The following is a 14,576-nucleotide window of genomic DNA, read 5'->3' on the forward strand; positions in this document are numbered from 1 at the left end:
CTTCAAAATGGCAAAAATAGATGATCTTTTACAAAGCATTGTCGCGGATGTGGACGGCGCTTTAGGATGTGCCGTGGTTGATCTGGAGACCGGTCTTTTGATTGGCGCAGCGCATAATGTGCCTTACTTTACCAATGCCTATCTGGAAGCCGTCGCGGCGGCGGCTGTCGATATGCTGCGCGGCAAAAACGTCCGGGCAGTGGAGTCTTTACTGGCGACCCAACGCGGTAAGGTGGTTGAAAAAACCATCCAAGAAGTGCAAATGACCACGGCAAACACCTTACATTTTATGGCGATTGTTCCAGAAAAACCCGATTCCTTAGTGGTCTTAATCACCAACAGAAAAACCCATTTAGGCATGGGTTGGGCAGCCGTGCGCAGAAATATGCCGCTGATTGCCCCGCTGTGCCCTTAACATCTTGCCCTGCATTCCTCGCGGAACGGCCAGCACCTTAAGGGTGCTGGCCGTTCCGGCACTTTTCGCTTAAGTTAAGGCTGCCCGTAACCTTATGTGGACTATCGAACTTATCGGCTCTATTGACGGACAGTCCCACTACAGCCCTAAATATGTCGGCGAACTGTTAAATGCAGACCCGCAAGCTTTAGCGTTGGGGAGCGACTTTGTTGGCCGGCCCTGCACACAACTGTATGTCAACAACACTGACGTTATCAAAGTGCGCACCGAACTGGCTTTGCCCGTTGACAAAGCCCGCGCTTGGCTACAACAAGCCCTGCATAACGAGCAGCGCCTTCGCGTGCACCATCCCTATAAAACCTGGCTGTTACTGCTGACCCCTTCCGGGGAGTGCCAAGTCGGCAGCATTTGCCCGCGCCTTTATCCCGTTAATATCGCCCTGAAATCCGCAGCGGATCGGCGGCATAATCTGGATTTGCTGATGGCTGTATTCAAGCTTTACCTAAACTTGGCCAAAACGACAGGGCATAAATTGGATGAAGGCCTGTCAAACTTCGCCTTCTCCACCGAGGGAGACATGTATTATTTGGACGACGAGTATTATGGCTGGGATGATTTTACCGCCTTTGCCGTCATGCTCGGTGTCTATATCCGCACTTACCACTGGTTCGACAATGCTTTTATAGAGGAATTAGGCCATAAATTACAGGTGCTGGTCGAAACCATTTTTCCTGGCACACATTCCCATCTGACTATTGCCGCGCACTTGCAAACGGTTTTCATGCCGAATGCCGATAAGGAGTACCTGTTACGCACTTTAATCGGCAGCTTACGGCACCATCCCCCCAAAACACCCCCTGCGGCCATTGTGGAGACCGCCCCTCCAGCACCTAAAGTAGTGCGCCGCCCCGCTAACGGACGTTTTTTCGCCTTGCTGGGCGATATCCACGCTAACTATCCGGCACTCAACTGCGTCTTGGATTATCTTGCCGCCGAGCGCATTGACCAAGGCATTATCCTTGGCGATATTGTCGGCTATGGCCCCGACCCTAAAGAATGTATACAACGCCTGCAGGACAGCACTTTCCATATCATCAAAGGTAACCACGATGAAGGCGTGGCGAGCGGCAATACGCCAAGCAGCTTTTCCAGCAGTTCCAAAGCCGTCATTCATTGGACAATCGGCCAATTGTCCGCCGACGAACGCCAATGGCTTAGCGAATTGCCGCCGTTTATCAAACAGGACGACTGGTATGCCGTACATGGCGCACCGATGGACGCGGACTATTTTTACGCGTATGTTTACATTATGACTTACCAGGATAATCTGGATTATATGCAGCAAAACGGTTTGGCGCTATGCTTTCACGGGCACTCGCATATCCCCGGCGTATTTGCGCGTAACAGACATAAAGACAGCCACGAAACTGGCCAAACTGTACGGCTGTCCACCTACCAACAAGCCTTAGTTTGCCCAGGGTCGGTAGGGCAACCGCGTAATGGCCGCCAAGAAGCCCAATTTGCCATTTACGATAAAGAACAACAGCAAGTCACCTTTATAGGACTGCCTTATGACAACGCCCCAGTCATCGCCAAACTGCGCCAATTCAATTTACCCGAAGAGCTGTCGCTACGCTTGCTTAATGGCCGTTAATTGATGCCGCCCTAGGTGGGCGGGGCATACGTTAAGCCGGAACGGAACTGGCATACCGCAGAAAAACCTATGAAACTGTTAATTATTGACGATGATGCCGCCGAACGCGCCCTGACCATCCAAGTGTTAAGCCAGCAATTTGCTGACTTGGAGGCGGTCGAAATTGCCGGCCCGGACGCTTTCGCGCACAGCATGGTGCAAGCCGATTTCGACGGGGTGGTGACGGAGTTCCGGCTGGCTTGGACAGACGGTTTGGCTTTATTCCGGCAAATCCGTCGTGACCATGCCGTCCTACCGGTCATCATGCTGACCCGCTATGGCGATGAAATGCTAGCCGCCGCCGCCATAAAAAGCGGCATGGCCGATTATATCCCCAAAAGCCACCGCCATACCTTAGGCGACGCAATAACCGCCAGCCTTTGTAAGCCGGACTTACCTCCCCTCTTTCAGGATAAAAACGATAGCCTGTTATTAGGCATCTTACGGTTAAAATCCGACTATACCTATGCCATGCGCATAGGGCCTGATAATAAGCCGGTCTTTGAGTGGATGAGCCCATCATTTAAGCACATCATCAATTGTCGGGATAGCATAAACGATGCCGCCGCACCGCTTGACGGCACAGGACTGGCCATCCATCCGAATGATACGGACATTATCCAATATCGGTTTGCACAACTGCGGGCCGGCTTTGAAAACATTGCCGAATACCGTGTCATCGGCAACGATGGCGGCTGTTACTGGCTGAAAGATTATGCCTTACCTATCCGTGACCCGGCCCATGCGGACGTGATCCGTATTTACGGCAGCATTCAAGACCTGACGCGGGAGCGGGCAACCGAAGAACAATTGCGCCTGATGCAGTGCGCGATCGAATCCAGCAGTAACGGCATCGTCATCTCCGGCTTGGCCGACACAGATTATGGGATTATTTATGCGAATAATGCCTTCCTAAATTTGACAGGTTATCGCCTTGAGGAAATACGCGGGCAAAATTGCCGTATTTTGAATAAACATGACCATAACCAAGCCGAAATTGCCCAATTACGCACCGCCCTGCATGAAGGTTGCGACGCACACGTTGTGCTGCGCAATTACCGCAAGGATGGCAGTCTCTTCTGGAATGAAATCCATATTTCGCCGATACGCAACCAAAATAACGTCATCACCCATTTCGTCGGAGTGCAAAAAGATGTCACCGAACGCTGCGAAATGCAGGCCTTACTCAGCAGAAAAGAAGCCAAATTACGCGCCATTTTCAACAATGTGTTTGACGGCATCTTTATTATCGATCAGCAAGGCCTTATTGAAAGCATTAACCCGTCCATCGAAAAAATATTCGGCTATCAAGCGCATGAACTCATTGGCCAAAATATCACCCTGCTGCTGACCGATCCTGAGTGGAATTGGCACGATGCGTATTTAGGCCGCACAAACAATGACAGCGACCAAAATGTCATTTGCGCCGGGCACGAAACCTACGGGCTGAGGAAAAACCGCTCGAAATTCCCGATGGATTTAAGCATTATTGAAATTAACGTCGATAGCCGACATTTGTTTATCTGTACCGTACATGATGTCAGCAAGCATAAACAGGCTGAAGATGCGCTACGGAAACTATCCAGCCACTTAGAACTGGCCAGGGAAGAGGAAAGGGCCCGGATTGCCCGCGAAATCCACGATGAACTGGGTAGCCTGTTGACCGTCCTAAAAATGGATTTGAGCTGGCTAAACAAACAATTGCCCGCTGACTGGGTAAAATGCCGCGCCAAAACGGTCAATATGACCGAACAAGTTGACGATGCCATCCAAACCGTCAGAAAAATCATTACCGACCTACGCCCCAGCATTCTCGATCATCTGGGGCTATTGGCGGCCATAGAGTGGCATCTGGAAAAAATCCGCCAGCAAACCCAAATGAAGTGCCTGTTAACCATGCCGGAACACCCTATTGACATCGACGACAAACACAGCATGGCGGTATTTCGGATTATGCAGGAAGCGTTAACCAACATTATCCGCCATTCTATGGCCACTGTGGTCATCATTAAAATTAGTGTGAGCGGAAATAATTTACAGATGTATATTTTGGATAACGGTTGTGGCATGACGCATGCGCAGATCAATAAACACGACCACTATGGCATTAAAGGTATGCACGAACGCGCCCGCTATTTTGGCGGTGAACTCAAGCTGGACGGACGGCCAGGACAAGGTGTCCTGCTCAGTTTGTCCATGCCCATCCAAGCCGCTTAGGGCGGTGGGGACAATGAATGATTAAAATACTGATGGCTGACGACCATGCGATTGTCCGCGAGGGCTTAAAGCAAATCCTCGCCGATGTGCCTGATATGGAAATCGCCGGGGAGGCGGCTTCAGGTGATGATGTCCTGGCAATGCTCAGGGCCGATAACTGGGACATTTTGCTGCTGGATATCGCCATGCCCGGCAAAAATGTGCTGGAGCTGATCAAATTAGCCAAACAGAAAAATCCGCAGCAACCCATATTGATATTAAGCATGTACCCTGAAGACCAATACGCCATCAGAATGCTCAAATCTGGAGCGGACGGTTATCTCACCAAAGAAAGCGCCCCCGACCAATTGGTCGCCGCAATCCGTAAGGTAGCGAAGGGCGGTAAATATATCAGCGCCACAATGACCGATAAATTAATTGAGGAATTAAACCCCGACCAGAACAAACTGCCCCATACCAAATTAAGCGACCGTGAATACCAAGTCTTTCTGGCCGTCGCCAAGGGCAGGCGCACTTCTGAAATTGCCCAAGAGATGACGCTGAGCGTCAAAACCATCAGCACCTTCCGGACCCGGCTGATGGCCAAAATGCACCTGCATTCAACCGCCGATATTATTTGTTATGCGTTAAAGCACGGTTTGCTGGACTAAAAACACCATAATAATTGTATGGTAATTTGCCATACCTGCGAACCTGTGCCCTATAAGGGCCAGAATTAGGGTAATGGCTTGTAGGCATTTCGGGCAAGCTAAGCCGATATACAAAGGATGTTCAAATAACCCCGCGGCCTATCCCGGCAGAAGCAGGCCGTTTTTATTTAGCCGCTAACGCCTCAGCTTCAAACGTAATCCCCGCCCAACCGTACTTCATAAAGTTTCTGATATTCTTATGTCCCTGGCCATCCGGGTCATTTAGTACATCCAAACGGTAATAGTCCCCGAACAAACTTAAGGTTGTTGCCTCATCAAGCTGATGGAGCTGGGCAAAAGCAAAAATCTTACAAGAGCCTTCATTGCTACCCGCCGGACTCAACAGGCGGCCTTCGCCCAAACCGTTGTAAAAGGCTACGGGCGTATAGTGGTAGGCACTTTCAATAATAGCCATCGTTTCGGCAAAACTGACCGGGATATGGTGGGCTAATTTTTCAAGAAACAAAGTTAAGGACATAAATCAACGCAATAATCGGGAAAGGGGTTTAAATTCAGGATGCGCGGCGTCGCGCAGCCACTCAAACAACACGGATTCGTAATTGGTGATGGTCGCCCCCTGCTGGCGTAGGCGTTTGAGCGCGAAGCGCTTATGCTCAGCATCGCGCGAACAGACACCATCAGCCACCACCTGCACCTGATAGCCCATAAACAGCAACTCCAAAGCCGTTTGCAAAATACAGACATGGGTTTCCAAGCCGACTAAAATAACCTGTTTGCGCCCGGTCACCTGCAACGCTTCCATAAAGCCGGGTGCGGCGCAACAGGAAAAGCCTGTTTTAGCCAATACGGGTGTCTGTGCGGGCAAGGCCGCCAGCAGTGCCGGTTCGGTCGCCCCCAAGCCTTGCGGATATTGTTCGGTCGCCAGCACCGGCACCGCCAAACGTTGCGCCGCCGCCAACAACACCGTCACGCACTGGCTCACCGCCTCCGCTTCGGCCATTACGGCGGTCAGACGGGTTTGGATGTCGACCACGACAAGGACGCTATTCGCCGCCGCCGCCAAATTAGGATGTGTATTCATAAGCCCTTAGCCTTTTTTCATAATCCGCGCTTTTTCGCGCTGCCAATCGCGGTCTTTAGACGCGGCGCGTTTATCATGCAGTTGCTTGCCCTTCGCCAAACCAATTTCCAATTTGGCGCGGCCGCTTTTCCAATACATCGACAAAGGGATCAGCGTGTAACCTTTGCGCTCCACCGCCCCAATCAGCTTATTCAGCTCGTAACGGTTGAGCAATAATTTTTTCGAGCGCACCGCTTCAGGGTTGATATGGGTGGAAGCCGATAACAAAGCCGAAATATGCGCCCCCGATAACCAAGCCTCGCCGCGCTTAATCGCCACATAGCTTTCTTTAAGCTGCACCTTACCCGCCCGCAGACTTTTTACCTCCCAGCCCTGCAACACCAGTCCGGCCTCAAACCGCTCTTCAATAAAATATTCGTGGGTCGCCTGGCGGTTAACGGCAATCGTCGAGTTTTGTTGGGATTTTGCTTTTTTAGAATTTTTATCGGCCATAGGGCGGGTAATACACTGATAGATAAGGATAAAGCCTTTGCCAGATAAATTAAACTGACGCAACGGCATAATTTTGCTATTTTACGCGATAATAATCCGATAATAATAATTAAAGTGAGTTTTTGAGGCTACGCACATGACAGACACAAGAAAATCCCCTCAAGGCGAATGGTCATCCCATTTCGCCTTCATTCTCGCCGCGACTGGCTCAGCGGTGGGTTTGGGCAATATCTGGAAGTTCCCCTACATCACTGGTGAGAATGGCGGCGGCGCCTTCGTGCTTGTCTACCTGTTGTGTGTGGTGCTGATCGGTGCGCCGATTATGATAGCGGAAACCCTTATGGGCCGCCGTGGCCGCCATAACCCCATCACCACGATGGAGACCTTGACCGCCGAAGCCAACGCCGACCCACACTGGCATTATCTGGGCTGGATGGGCATCAGCGCCGGGATTCTGATCTTGTCCTATTACAGCGTCATTGCAGGTTGGGCATCGGGCTACGTCCTGAAAGCCTTTACCGGGAGCTTTTTTGGCGCGGATGCGCCCGCCATCAAACAGCAATTCGCCGACTTTATCGGCAGCCCTATCCAATTGGCTTTTTGGCACACCGCGTTTATGCTGGCAACCATGTGGATAGTTAAACAAGGTATCCATAACGGCTTGGAAAAAGCCCTGCGTTGGCTGATGCCCAGCCTGTTTGTGCTGCTGATTTTGTTGGTCGGCTACGCCATGACCACCCCCGGCTACTTCCAAGGCCTGCATTTTTTGTTTAATTTGGATTTCAGCAAATTAACGGGCGGCTCGGTGCTGACCGCGATGGGCCAAGCCTTTTTCAGTTTAGGCTTAGGCATGGGTGCGGTGATGGTCTACGGGGCGTATTTGCCGAAAAAAGTCTCCATCACCGAAACCGTGGTGATCGTCTCCCTGGCCGATACCGTAGTCGCCTTACTGGCGGGGATCATCATTTTCCCGATTGTGTTCAGCAACGGCCTGCCCGTCAATTCCGGCCCCGGACTGATTTTTGAAACCCTGCCGATTGCGTTTGGTTCTATGACTGGCGGTTGGCTGTTCGGCATTATGTTCTTTGTCATGCTGGTGCTGGCGGCGTTGTCCTCCTCTGTCGCCCTGATCGAGCCTGCGGTGGCGTGGCTGGTCGAAGCACGCGGTTTTAGCCGCGAAAAAGCCGCGCTATGGGCCGGTTTGCTGACTTGGCTGTTAGGCTTCGCCAGTATATTTTCCTTCAATAGCTGGGCAGGATTTAAGCTGTTCGGGCATAATCTGTTCGAGTTATTGGATTATGTCACCGCCAACTTGATGTTGCCAATAGGCGGCTTCGCCATTGCCATTTTTGCCGGCTGGATGATGACGGCGGACCATAGCGAAGCGGAACTGGACTTACCTAAACCACAGTATCAAATTTGGCAATTACTGATTAAATATCTTGCACCTGCGGGTGTGTTTTTCGTCTTTTTACACGTTGTAGGAGTCCTCTAGGAATGACGCTTGTTCAAAAAAGTGCCTTGGTCAAATATTCGGCACAACAAATGTTTGATTTGGTTAACGACATAGAAGCTTATCCGCAGTTTTTACCGTGGTGTAGCGGCAGCCGCATTATCAAACGGGGTGACGGCGTGGTCGAAGCGGAATTATCCATCTCCAAAGGCGGTTTTAAAAAAGCCTTTTCGACCCGCAACCGCATTGACCAAGGCGGCAAAATCACCGTGTCCTTACTGGACGGGCCATTTTCGTATCTGGAAGGGGTATGGAATTTTATGCCCTTGCGTGAAGATGCCAGCAAAATCAGCCTGGACTTAGAGTTTGAAATGTCCGGCAAGCTTGCCAGCCTAGCGTTCGGCGCGGTCTTTAACCAAATCTGCAACACCATGGTCAGCTCCTTCACCACCCGCGCCAAACAAGTGTATGTCTGAACCGCTGCATATTGAAGTCGGCTACGCCACACCAGACCGGCAACTCCTCATCACCGTGGAATTGCCCGCACCCGCCACGGCCGTCGCCGCCGTCCACGCCTCAGGGATTACCCAGCAATGCCCTGAACTGGCCGAGGCCAGCCTCAACGTCGGCATTTTCGGGCGCATGGTTAGCCTAACGCAACCTTTAAAAGACGGGGACCGGGTAGAAATCTACCGCCCCCTTTACCATGACCCTAAAGAGGCCAGACGGCAACGGGCGGCAAAGTGAGGATGGCGGTCAGTTATGCCGTAAACGGTGACAGACCCGCCTTTTAACCGCCTATCGCCTAAGGAACGTGCATAAAATAACCTCGGCATAAGCATTTTTGGAGCGCGGGCATCTTGCCCGCAAGAGCGGACAAGATGCCCGCGCTCCAAAACCCATACTTTTTAACGTTTGCCTAAATTATTTCCTACCCATTCCTAACACTACCCCCAACTTTGCAGCCAAACCATTGTGGAACCGACTACGCCCAGCCAGGTGTTTGACAGCGCCAGCTTTTTAAAAAACCTGACCACTTTGCCGGGCATTTATAAAATGTTTAACGGCCAAGACGAACTCATTTACGTCGGCAAAGCGAAAAACCTCAAAAACCGCGTCTCCAGCTACTACAAAAACAATCAGGCCTCACCTAAACAACAGGTGATGATGGCAAAAGTTTGCCGCATTGAAGTGACCGTCACCCACACCGAAAGCGAAGCCTTATTGCTGGAATGCCAGCAAATCAAACGCCACAAACCCCGTTATAATATCTGTTTGCGTGACGACAAATCCTTCCCTTATATTTATCTTAGCGACCACGCATTCCCGCTCATCACCTTGCACCGGGGCGCGAAGAAAAAAGCCGGCCACTATTTTGGCCCCTATCCCAGTTCCACCGCCGCTAAAGAAAGCCTGAAACTGCTGCAAAAACTGTTTCCGGTACGCCAATGCGAAGACAGCGTTTATAACAACCGCACCCGCCCCTGCTTGCAACACCAAATAGGCCGCTGCACCGCCCCTTGCGTCGGCCTCATCAGCGCCGCCGATTACGCCACAGATGTCGCCCATACCAAACTGTTTTTGGACGGCCAAGGCGGCTTGCTGATCGAACAGCTCATCCGTAACATGGAACAGGCCTCAGCCGCCCTGGAATTTGAGCAAGCCGCCGCTCACCGCGACCAAATCGCCCGCCTGCGGACGGTGCTGGAAAAAAGCCATATCCAAGGTGAAAAAGGCAACCTCGACATCCTCGCCTGCGCCACCCAAGCCAATAGTGCCTGCGTACAGGTATTTTTTATCCGTAACGGCCAGCAATTGGGCAATAAGGCCTACTTTCCCAGCCTAGGCGACGAACACGAAGCCAGCGCCGTTTTACAGGCTTTTATCGCCCAATATTACCTCAACAAACCCATCCCCGCCGAGCTGATCGTCAGCCACGCCCTGCCCGAAACCGAACTGTTGACGGAAATGCTCGGCCACCAAGCCCAACATGCCGTCACCATCAGCCCACGGGTACGCGGGGAGCGGGCAAAATGGCTGCAAATGGCGGTCACCAACGCCGAACTGTCCTTAGCCGCCAAACTCGCCGACAAACAAAGCCTGCACGGGCGTTTTCTCAGCCTGCAACAGCAATTGCGCTGCCCAACGTTGCCGCAACGTCTGGAATGTTTCGACATCAGCCACACCCAAGGCGAGCAAACCGTCGCCTCGTGCGTAGTTTTTGACCAAAACGGCCCGGTCAAATCCGCCTATCGGCGCTTTAACATCGAAGGCATCACCGGCGGCGACGATTATGCCGCCATTGGCCAAGCCGTTTCCCGCCGTTTTAAACGCCTGCAACAGGGCGAACACCCCGCCCCGGACATCTTATTTATTGACGGCGGCAAAGGTCAGGTGAAAGCGGCGCAAAAGGCACTAGAGGAATTAGCCATAAACAATGTTATGATAGTCGGCGTTGCCAAAGGGCCCGACCGAAAACCCGGCATGGAACAGCTGATTTTGGTCGGCCAGGAACACCCTTTGGACATCACAGCGGGCGCCAGCGGCCTATTGCTCATCCAGCATATCCGCGATGAAGCGCACCGCTTTGCCATTACCGGACATCGGCAACGGCGCGGCAAAGCCAAAAAACAGTCCAGTTTGGAAGGCATTGCCGGATTAGGCCCTAAGCGTCGGCAACAATTATTAAAGCAGTTCGGCGGCTTACAAGGGATTGCCCAAGCAGGGGTAGACGCACTTTGCAGTATAGACGGCATTAGCCAACCATTGGCACAACGAATTTACGAGCATTTTCATCATCAAGATGGCAATTGAATTTAACTTACCAACCAATATAACCCTGTTAAGGATCGCGCTAATCCCGCTCTTAACAGTCGTTTTTTACTTGCCTTGGCAGTATGCCAATGTCGCTTGTACGCTGATTTTTATTGTCGCGGGCATCACCGACTGGCTAGACGGCTATTTGGCCCGGAAAATGAACATGGAAACCCCGTTCGGCGCTTTCCTTGACCCGGTCGCCGATAAGCTGATGGTCGCCATGGTATTGGTCTTGCTGGTACAGCAACAGGGGTCGCCGGGTTTGGCCATCCCTGCCGCCGTCATTATCGGGCGGGAAATCACTATTGCCTCACTGCGGGAATGGATGGCGGAAATCGGCCAACGGGCGACCGTTAACGTCTCCCAATTGGCAAAATGGAAAACCGCCTTCCAAATGGTCTCCATCGGCCTGCTCTTATACCGCGACGATTTGTTCGGCATCCCGGTCAACAGCCTCGGTTACGGCCTGCTCTATATCGCCGCGTTACTGACGCTGTGGTCTATGGTCAACTATTTGAAAGCCGCCTTGATAGCGATAGCAAAAACCTAAAACATTACAAACCACCGCCTATAGTGCCTTGGTTTCACTCAAATTATAAGATACAGCCTATTGAACTGGCTGTGAAAGAAGAAAATGGAACAGGAACTCAATACTACTCAGAGCAAATCTGAACAACAGAATGAAATACTGGTTGCGGCACTCAAATTGTTTGCGGAACAAGGCTATTTCAACACCTCATTAACCGATATTGCCGAAGCGGCGGACATAAAAACCGTCAGTGCCATTTATCAGCACTTTAACAGCAAACACAGCATCGCCAACAAGCTCTACGACAACATCCTCGACAGCCTGAACGTGTCCATAGACGACATCAGGCGGCGGACGCAGAAATCATCCGAGCAATTGCGCGGCGTGGTCGACCTATTGTTTAAACTCACCGATGACGCACCGGCCATCATGAAATTTCTGCTGGTCATGCCCCTCAATGAGTTTCTCCCCGAACAAAAGCCGCTCCAGCAAACCTCAGCCTTTATTAAAATCCTCAAAATCATCCAAGCAGGCATCCGTGCCGGAGAAATCCGTAACATTGACCCCATGCTGGCGAACACCTACTTTTTTGGCATCATCAACAACACCTTAACGATGGTCTTAACTGGCGAACTGAGCAAACCCGCCGACACCTACCGCCCCCAAACTTGGCTAGCGGCCTGGAACCTGATCGCTAAAAAATCCTCTGTATTTTAAGCCCCCACCAAGGCCGCCCGCCCCGCCATAACAGCCTTTATTACGGCGGGGCTTAGACAGCCCCCGCCAAAAGTCCACAAGACTGCGGTATAATAGCCCCATCCCCTTTCCTCAGAGAGTCCTCCCTTATGATCCAGATCGGCAAAGTCAACCGCCTGAAAATCGTCAAACAACAAGGCGCCGACATTTATCTGGGCAGCGAAACGTCTAATAAAGTCCTGCTTATCGACCGCTTGCCCCCCAACCATGAGGCCGACGAGGAACTGGAGGTGTTTGTCTATGTCGATACCGACGGCCATCTCGCCGCCACGACCCGCATCCCCACCGCCCAAGTGGACGAAATTGCCTGGCTCCCCGTGGTCTCGGTCAATTATGTCGGTGCATTTTTAGATTGGGGCTTGCGTAAAGACCTGCTAGTGCCGTTCAGCGAACAGCATTTGGATATGCAGGTCGGGCAATCGTATTTGGTGAAACTGTTTCTGGACGACAAAAGCCGGATTTTGGCGACCACCAAAATCAACCGTTTCTTAAGCGAAACGTCGACTGATTTTAAAGTTGGCGAAAAAGTGGCTCTGATTATTGCCGAAAGCACCGACCTAGGAATCAGGGCCATCATCAACCAGACCCACTGGGGGATGCTCTACCGCAACGAACTGTTCCAAACCGTCACCCCCGGCCAGCACATCGACGGCTACATCAAACAAATCAGGGAAGAAGACCTAAAAATCGACCTGACCTTACACCAGCCCGGCTATAAAAAAGTCGCCTCAGTGACCGACACCATTTTAGCGAAACTGGCCGCGAACGGCGGGGAACTGCAACTGAGCGACAAAAGCCCGCCGGAAGCGATTTATGCCGCCTTTGGCATCAGCAAAAAGGTGTTTAAACAAGCCATCGGCGCGTTATACAAAGACCAAAAAATCATCTTAGACAAGACTAGCATCAAATTAGTACCTTAACTTTTCGGCGAGGCGGATATGGGACGATACGATCGGGATTCCAAGCGGTACTCACGCTCTAAAGGCAAACAGGCCAACGGCATTCCGGCGTGGCTGACCATCATCCTCATGCTGACAGGCATAGCGGCGGGCTTTTTCCTCAGACCCGTCGCCGACGGCCTGGTCGATCCCCTCAAGCACCTAGCCGAATTGGCGATTACCCCAAAAACCGTCCACCCCGACATAGCCGCCACGCCGCCGCCGCTAACCCCCAGCCCGGTACCTGCCGACGCTAACCCCGAACTTGAGCCGACCAGCCCGCCACCCGCCCCGATCATCCTGCCGACCTTGGACAGCAGCGACAACCAGTTCCGTACCCAAACCCTCACCGCCGCGCCAGAGCTTGCCCCGTGGCTAGTCGGCGATAACCTGATCAGAAGATTCATACTCTTAGCGAACGACCTATCCCAAAGCCAACGCACTAACAAACACCTGGACTTTTTGAAACTGTCCCAACCCTTTAGCGTCAACAGCACCGGCACACTTATCGCCCCCGCCAGCTACCAACGCTACAAACCCTTCGTCTCGGCCATTGACCAACTCGACGCGGATGCCGTGCTGCGGGTATACCAAACCTTCAAACCCCTAGGCCAGCAAGTCCTAGCCGAATTAGGCTACCCAGACGACTACACCGTCGATACCTTATTAAGCAAAGCCGCCGCCGCCATCCTCAACGCCCCGATTATCGAAGGCGATATCAGCGTCATAAAGCACTCCATCTACTACCACTACACCGACCCGCAACTGGAAGCCATGAACCCAGTCAACAAACAAATGCTGCGCATGGGGCCGGAGAATACACGGATTATCCAAACTAAAGTGGCGGCGTTGTTGGCTAAGCTGCATGGGGAGCGGTAGTGAGTTTTTGATGTGTTTGGCGAACACATTGTGATAGGCCTCTGTTTAGCGCGTACCGATATATTAAAAGACGCATATAAGGCGATTTTACAACTTATGGTTATCACATCAATTCATTGGTCGGTTAATAAATCCCTAGATCATGTTCATCATCTCGACTTGACTCATAAATAATTAATTTATCTAAATAAGCAATATAGTTTTGAACCCAATCTCTGACGTAAGGATTGGAATGTTGTAGTAAAGATTGCAAAGCATTTTTATCTGACTCTAAATAGGGAACAAGTGAACCAGACCAACTTCTTGAGCTAAGATTTGCAGATAGCTCGCCTGCCAATGAATTCAAATAGCCAAATTTTTCAAGCAGTTCAATAAATAGGTTGGTAGGTTTTTTAGAACCATTTTCACTTTCTTCAAATATATTTATAGCTCTTGCCACAAAATAAGGGGCAATATCTGTATTTTCTTTACACCAGTCAATTATAATCTCTAAAGGAAGCACCGAAAATACGCTAACTTTCACATTTGAGAAACCGTTTTCTCTGGCAAGTAAACTTTGGAACTGATACCGCGTCATCGGATCAGCTGCAACAATTGCGTTGCCAAATAACGACCATAGCTCTTTTCCATAAAGAGCCATAATTTCAACTAATACT

The 14,576-nt window shown here is 51.3% G+C and carries 16 protein-coding genes; 12 read left to right on the plus strand and 4 right to left on the minus strand.

The window, feature by feature from the left end:
- The first annotated feature begins 7 nt into the window (after window positions 1-7).
- The 4 genes from AADEFJLK_RS05520 (at window position 8) to AADEFJLK_RS05535 (ending at window position 4,975) form a co-directional block, all read left to right on the plus strand.
- Complete coding sequence (locus AADEFJLK_RS05520; RefSeq protein ID WP_088620492.1) at window positions 8-415, plus strand: hypothetical protein; 408 nt, start codon at window positions 8-10, stop codon at window positions 413-415.
- 94 nt (window positions 416-509) lie between these two features.
- Entirely contained in the window at window positions 510-2,069 is a 1,560-nt protein-coding gene (locus tag AADEFJLK_RS05525) for a metallophosphoesterase family protein (RefSeq protein WP_103973554.1), read from the plus strand.
- 69 nt (window positions 2,070-2,138) lie between these two features.
- Complete coding sequence (locus AADEFJLK_RS05530; protein WP_146054514.1) at window positions 2,139-4,325, plus strand: PAS domain S-box protein; 2,187 nt, start codon at window positions 2,139-2,141, stop codon at window positions 4,323-4,325.
- Between the two features lie 17 nt (window positions 4,326-4,342).
- Window positions 4,343-4,975: a response regulator gene (locus AADEFJLK_RS05535; RefSeq protein WP_088620489.1), complete on the plus strand. Its 633-nt coding sequence runs from the start codon at window positions 4,343-4,345 to the stop codon at window positions 4,973-4,975.
- A gap of 163 nt (window positions 4,976-5,138) precedes the next feature.
- Here AADEFJLK_RS05535 and AADEFJLK_RS05540 read toward each other — a convergent pair whose 3' ends face one another.
- Genes AADEFJLK_RS05540 through smpB form a run of 3 tightly spaced genes read right to left on the minus strand, consistent with a single transcriptional unit; the run spans window position 5,139 to window position 6,548 of the window.
- Window positions 5,139-5,492: a HopJ type III effector protein gene (locus tag AADEFJLK_RS05540; protein ID WP_103973556.1), complete on the minus strand. Its 354-nt coding sequence runs from the start codon at window positions 5,490-5,492 to the stop codon at window positions 5,139-5,141.
- A 3-nt stretch (window positions 5,493-5,495) separates the two neighbouring features.
- The gene (locus AADEFJLK_RS05545; protein ID WP_103973557.1) at window positions 5,496-6,056 is read right to left on the minus strand and encodes an isochorismatase family protein; all 561 of its coding nucleotides are present in this window, start codon (window positions 6,054-6,056) and stop codon (window positions 5,496-5,498) included.
- Between the two features lie 6 nt (window positions 6,057-6,062).
- Window positions 6,063-6,548, minus strand: coding sequence for an SsrA-binding protein SmpB (gene smpB / locus AADEFJLK_RS05550; protein ID WP_088621673.1), 486 nt, complete (start codon window positions 6,546-6,548; stop codon window positions 6,063-6,065).
- Between the two features lie 136 nt (window positions 6,549-6,684).
- Here smpB and AADEFJLK_RS05555 point away from each other — a divergent pair, with 136 nt between their 5' ends.
- The 8 genes from AADEFJLK_RS05555 to AADEFJLK_RS05590 all read left to right on the plus strand — a co-directional run bounded on the left by AADEFJLK_RS05555 (window position 6,685) and on the right by AADEFJLK_RS05590 (window position 13,920).
- On the plus strand, window positions 6,685-8,043 hold the full coding sequence (locus tag AADEFJLK_RS05555) for a sodium-dependent transporter (protein WP_103973558.1): 1,359 nt from the start codon (window positions 6,685-6,687) through the stop codon (window positions 8,041-8,043).
- A gap of 2 nt (window positions 8,044-8,045) precedes the next feature.
- Complete coding sequence (locus tag AADEFJLK_RS05560; protein WP_088620485.1) at window positions 8,046-8,477, plus strand: type II toxin-antitoxin system RatA family toxin; 432 nt, start codon at window positions 8,046-8,048, stop codon at window positions 8,475-8,477.
- Window positions 8,470-8,748 carry an RnfH family protein gene (locus AADEFJLK_RS05565; RefSeq protein WP_103973559.1) on the plus strand — a complete coding sequence of 93 codons (279 nt, stop codon included), beginning with the start codon at window positions 8,470-8,472 and terminating at the stop codon, window positions 8,746-8,748. The genes AADEFJLK_RS05560 and AADEFJLK_RS05565 overlap by 8 nt, the downstream gene beginning before the upstream one ends.
- A gap of 228 nt (window positions 8,749-8,976) precedes the next feature.
- Window positions 8,977-10,815, plus strand: a complete 1,839-nt coding sequence (gene uvrC / locus AADEFJLK_RS05570; protein ID WP_103973560.1) for an excinuclease ABC subunit UvrC — start codon at window positions 8,977-8,979, stop codon at window positions 10,813-10,815.
- Window positions 10,805-11,368, plus strand: coding sequence for a CDP-diacylglycerol--glycerol-3-phosphate 3-phosphatidyltransferase (gene pgsA, locus AADEFJLK_RS05575; RefSeq protein WP_211299146.1), 564 nt, complete (start codon window positions 10,805-10,807; stop codon window positions 11,366-11,368). Before uvrC ends, pgsA begins: the two co-directional genes overlap by 11 nt.
- Before the next feature lie 84 nt (window positions 11,369-11,452).
- Window positions 11,453-12,064 (plus strand): TetR/AcrR family transcriptional regulator, encoded by a 612-nt coding sequence (locus AADEFJLK_RS05580; RefSeq protein ID WP_103973561.1) that lies wholly within the window; start codon window positions 11,453-11,455, stop codon window positions 12,062-12,064.
- A 128-nt stretch (window positions 12,065-12,192) separates the two neighbouring features.
- On the plus strand, window positions 12,193-13,023 hold the full coding sequence (locus AADEFJLK_RS05585) for a CvfB family protein (RefSeq protein ID WP_103973562.1): 831 nt from the start codon (window positions 12,193-12,195) through the stop codon (window positions 13,021-13,023).
- Window positions 13,024-13,041: 18 nt separating this feature from the next.
- Entirely contained in the window at window positions 13,042-13,920 is an 879-nt protein-coding gene (locus tag AADEFJLK_RS05590; RefSeq protein WP_103973563.1) for a DUF3014 domain-containing protein, read from the plus strand.
- Between the two features lie 124 nt (window positions 13,921-14,044).
- On the opposite strand, the gene AADEFJLK_RS05595 is transcribed toward AADEFJLK_RS05590, so the two are convergent.
- Window positions 14,045-14,576: hypothetical protein (locus tag AADEFJLK_RS05595; RefSeq protein ID WP_211299147.1), on the minus strand; the 532-nt coding region annotated here is incomplete at its 5' end.

It is taken from the genome of Methylovulum psychrotolerans, assembly GCF_002923755.1.
In the GTDB taxonomy this organism is placed as follows: domain Bacteria; phylum Pseudomonadota; class Gammaproteobacteria; order Methylococcales; family Methylomonadaceae; genus Methylovulum; species Methylovulum psychrotolerans.

Coding starts and splice junctions, on each gene's coding strand:
- AADEFJLK_RS05525 (WP_103973554.1), top strand. CDS start 510: ATGTGGACTATCGAACTTATCGGCTCTATTGACGGACAGTCCCACTAC.
- AADEFJLK_RS05580 (WP_103973561.1), top strand. CDS start 11,453: ATGGAACAGGAACTCAATACTACTCAGAGCAAATCTGAACAACAGAAT.
- AADEFJLK_RS05545 (WP_103973557.1), bottom strand. CDS start 6,056: ATGAATACACATCCTAATTTGGCGGCGGCGGCGAATAGCGTCCTTGTC.
- AADEFJLK_RS05585 (WP_103973562.1), top strand. CDS start 12,193: ATGATCCAGATCGGCAAAGTCAACCGCCTGAAAATCGTCAAACAACAA.
- AADEFJLK_RS05540 (WP_103973556.1), bottom strand. CDS start 5,492: ATGTCCTTAACTTTGTTTCTTGAAAAATTAGCCCACCATATCCCGGTC.
- AADEFJLK_RS05530 (WP_146054514.1), top strand. CDS start 2,139: ATGAAACTGTTAATTATTGACGATGATGCCGCCGAACGCGCCCTGACC.
- AADEFJLK_RS05590 (WP_103973563.1), top strand. CDS start 13,042: ATGGGACGATACGATCGGGATTCCAAGCGGTACTCACGCTCTAAAGGC.
- pgsA (WP_211299146.1), top strand. CDS start 10,805: ATGGCAATTGAATTTAACTTACCAACCAATATAACCCTGTTAAGGATC.
- AADEFJLK_RS05535 (WP_088620489.1), top strand. CDS start 4,343: ATGATTAAAATACTGATGGCTGACGACCATGCGATTGTCCGCGAGGGC.
- AADEFJLK_RS05555 (WP_103973558.1), top strand. CDS start 6,685: ATGACAGACACAAGAAAATCCCCTCAAGGCGAATGGTCATCCCATTTC.
- smpB (WP_088621673.1), bottom strand. CDS start 6,548: ATGGCCGATAAAAATTCTAAAAAAGCAAAATCCCAACAAAACTCGACG.
- AADEFJLK_RS05560 (WP_088620485.1), top strand. CDS start 8,046: ATGACGCTTGTTCAAAAAAGTGCCTTGGTCAAATATTCGGCACAACAA.
- AADEFJLK_RS05520 (WP_088620492.1), top strand. CDS start 8: ATGGCAAAAATAGATGATCTTTTACAAAGCATTGTCGCGGATGTGGAC.
- AADEFJLK_RS05565 (WP_103973559.1), top strand. CDS start 8,470: ATGTCTGAACCGCTGCATATTGAAGTCGGCTACGCCACACCAGACCGG.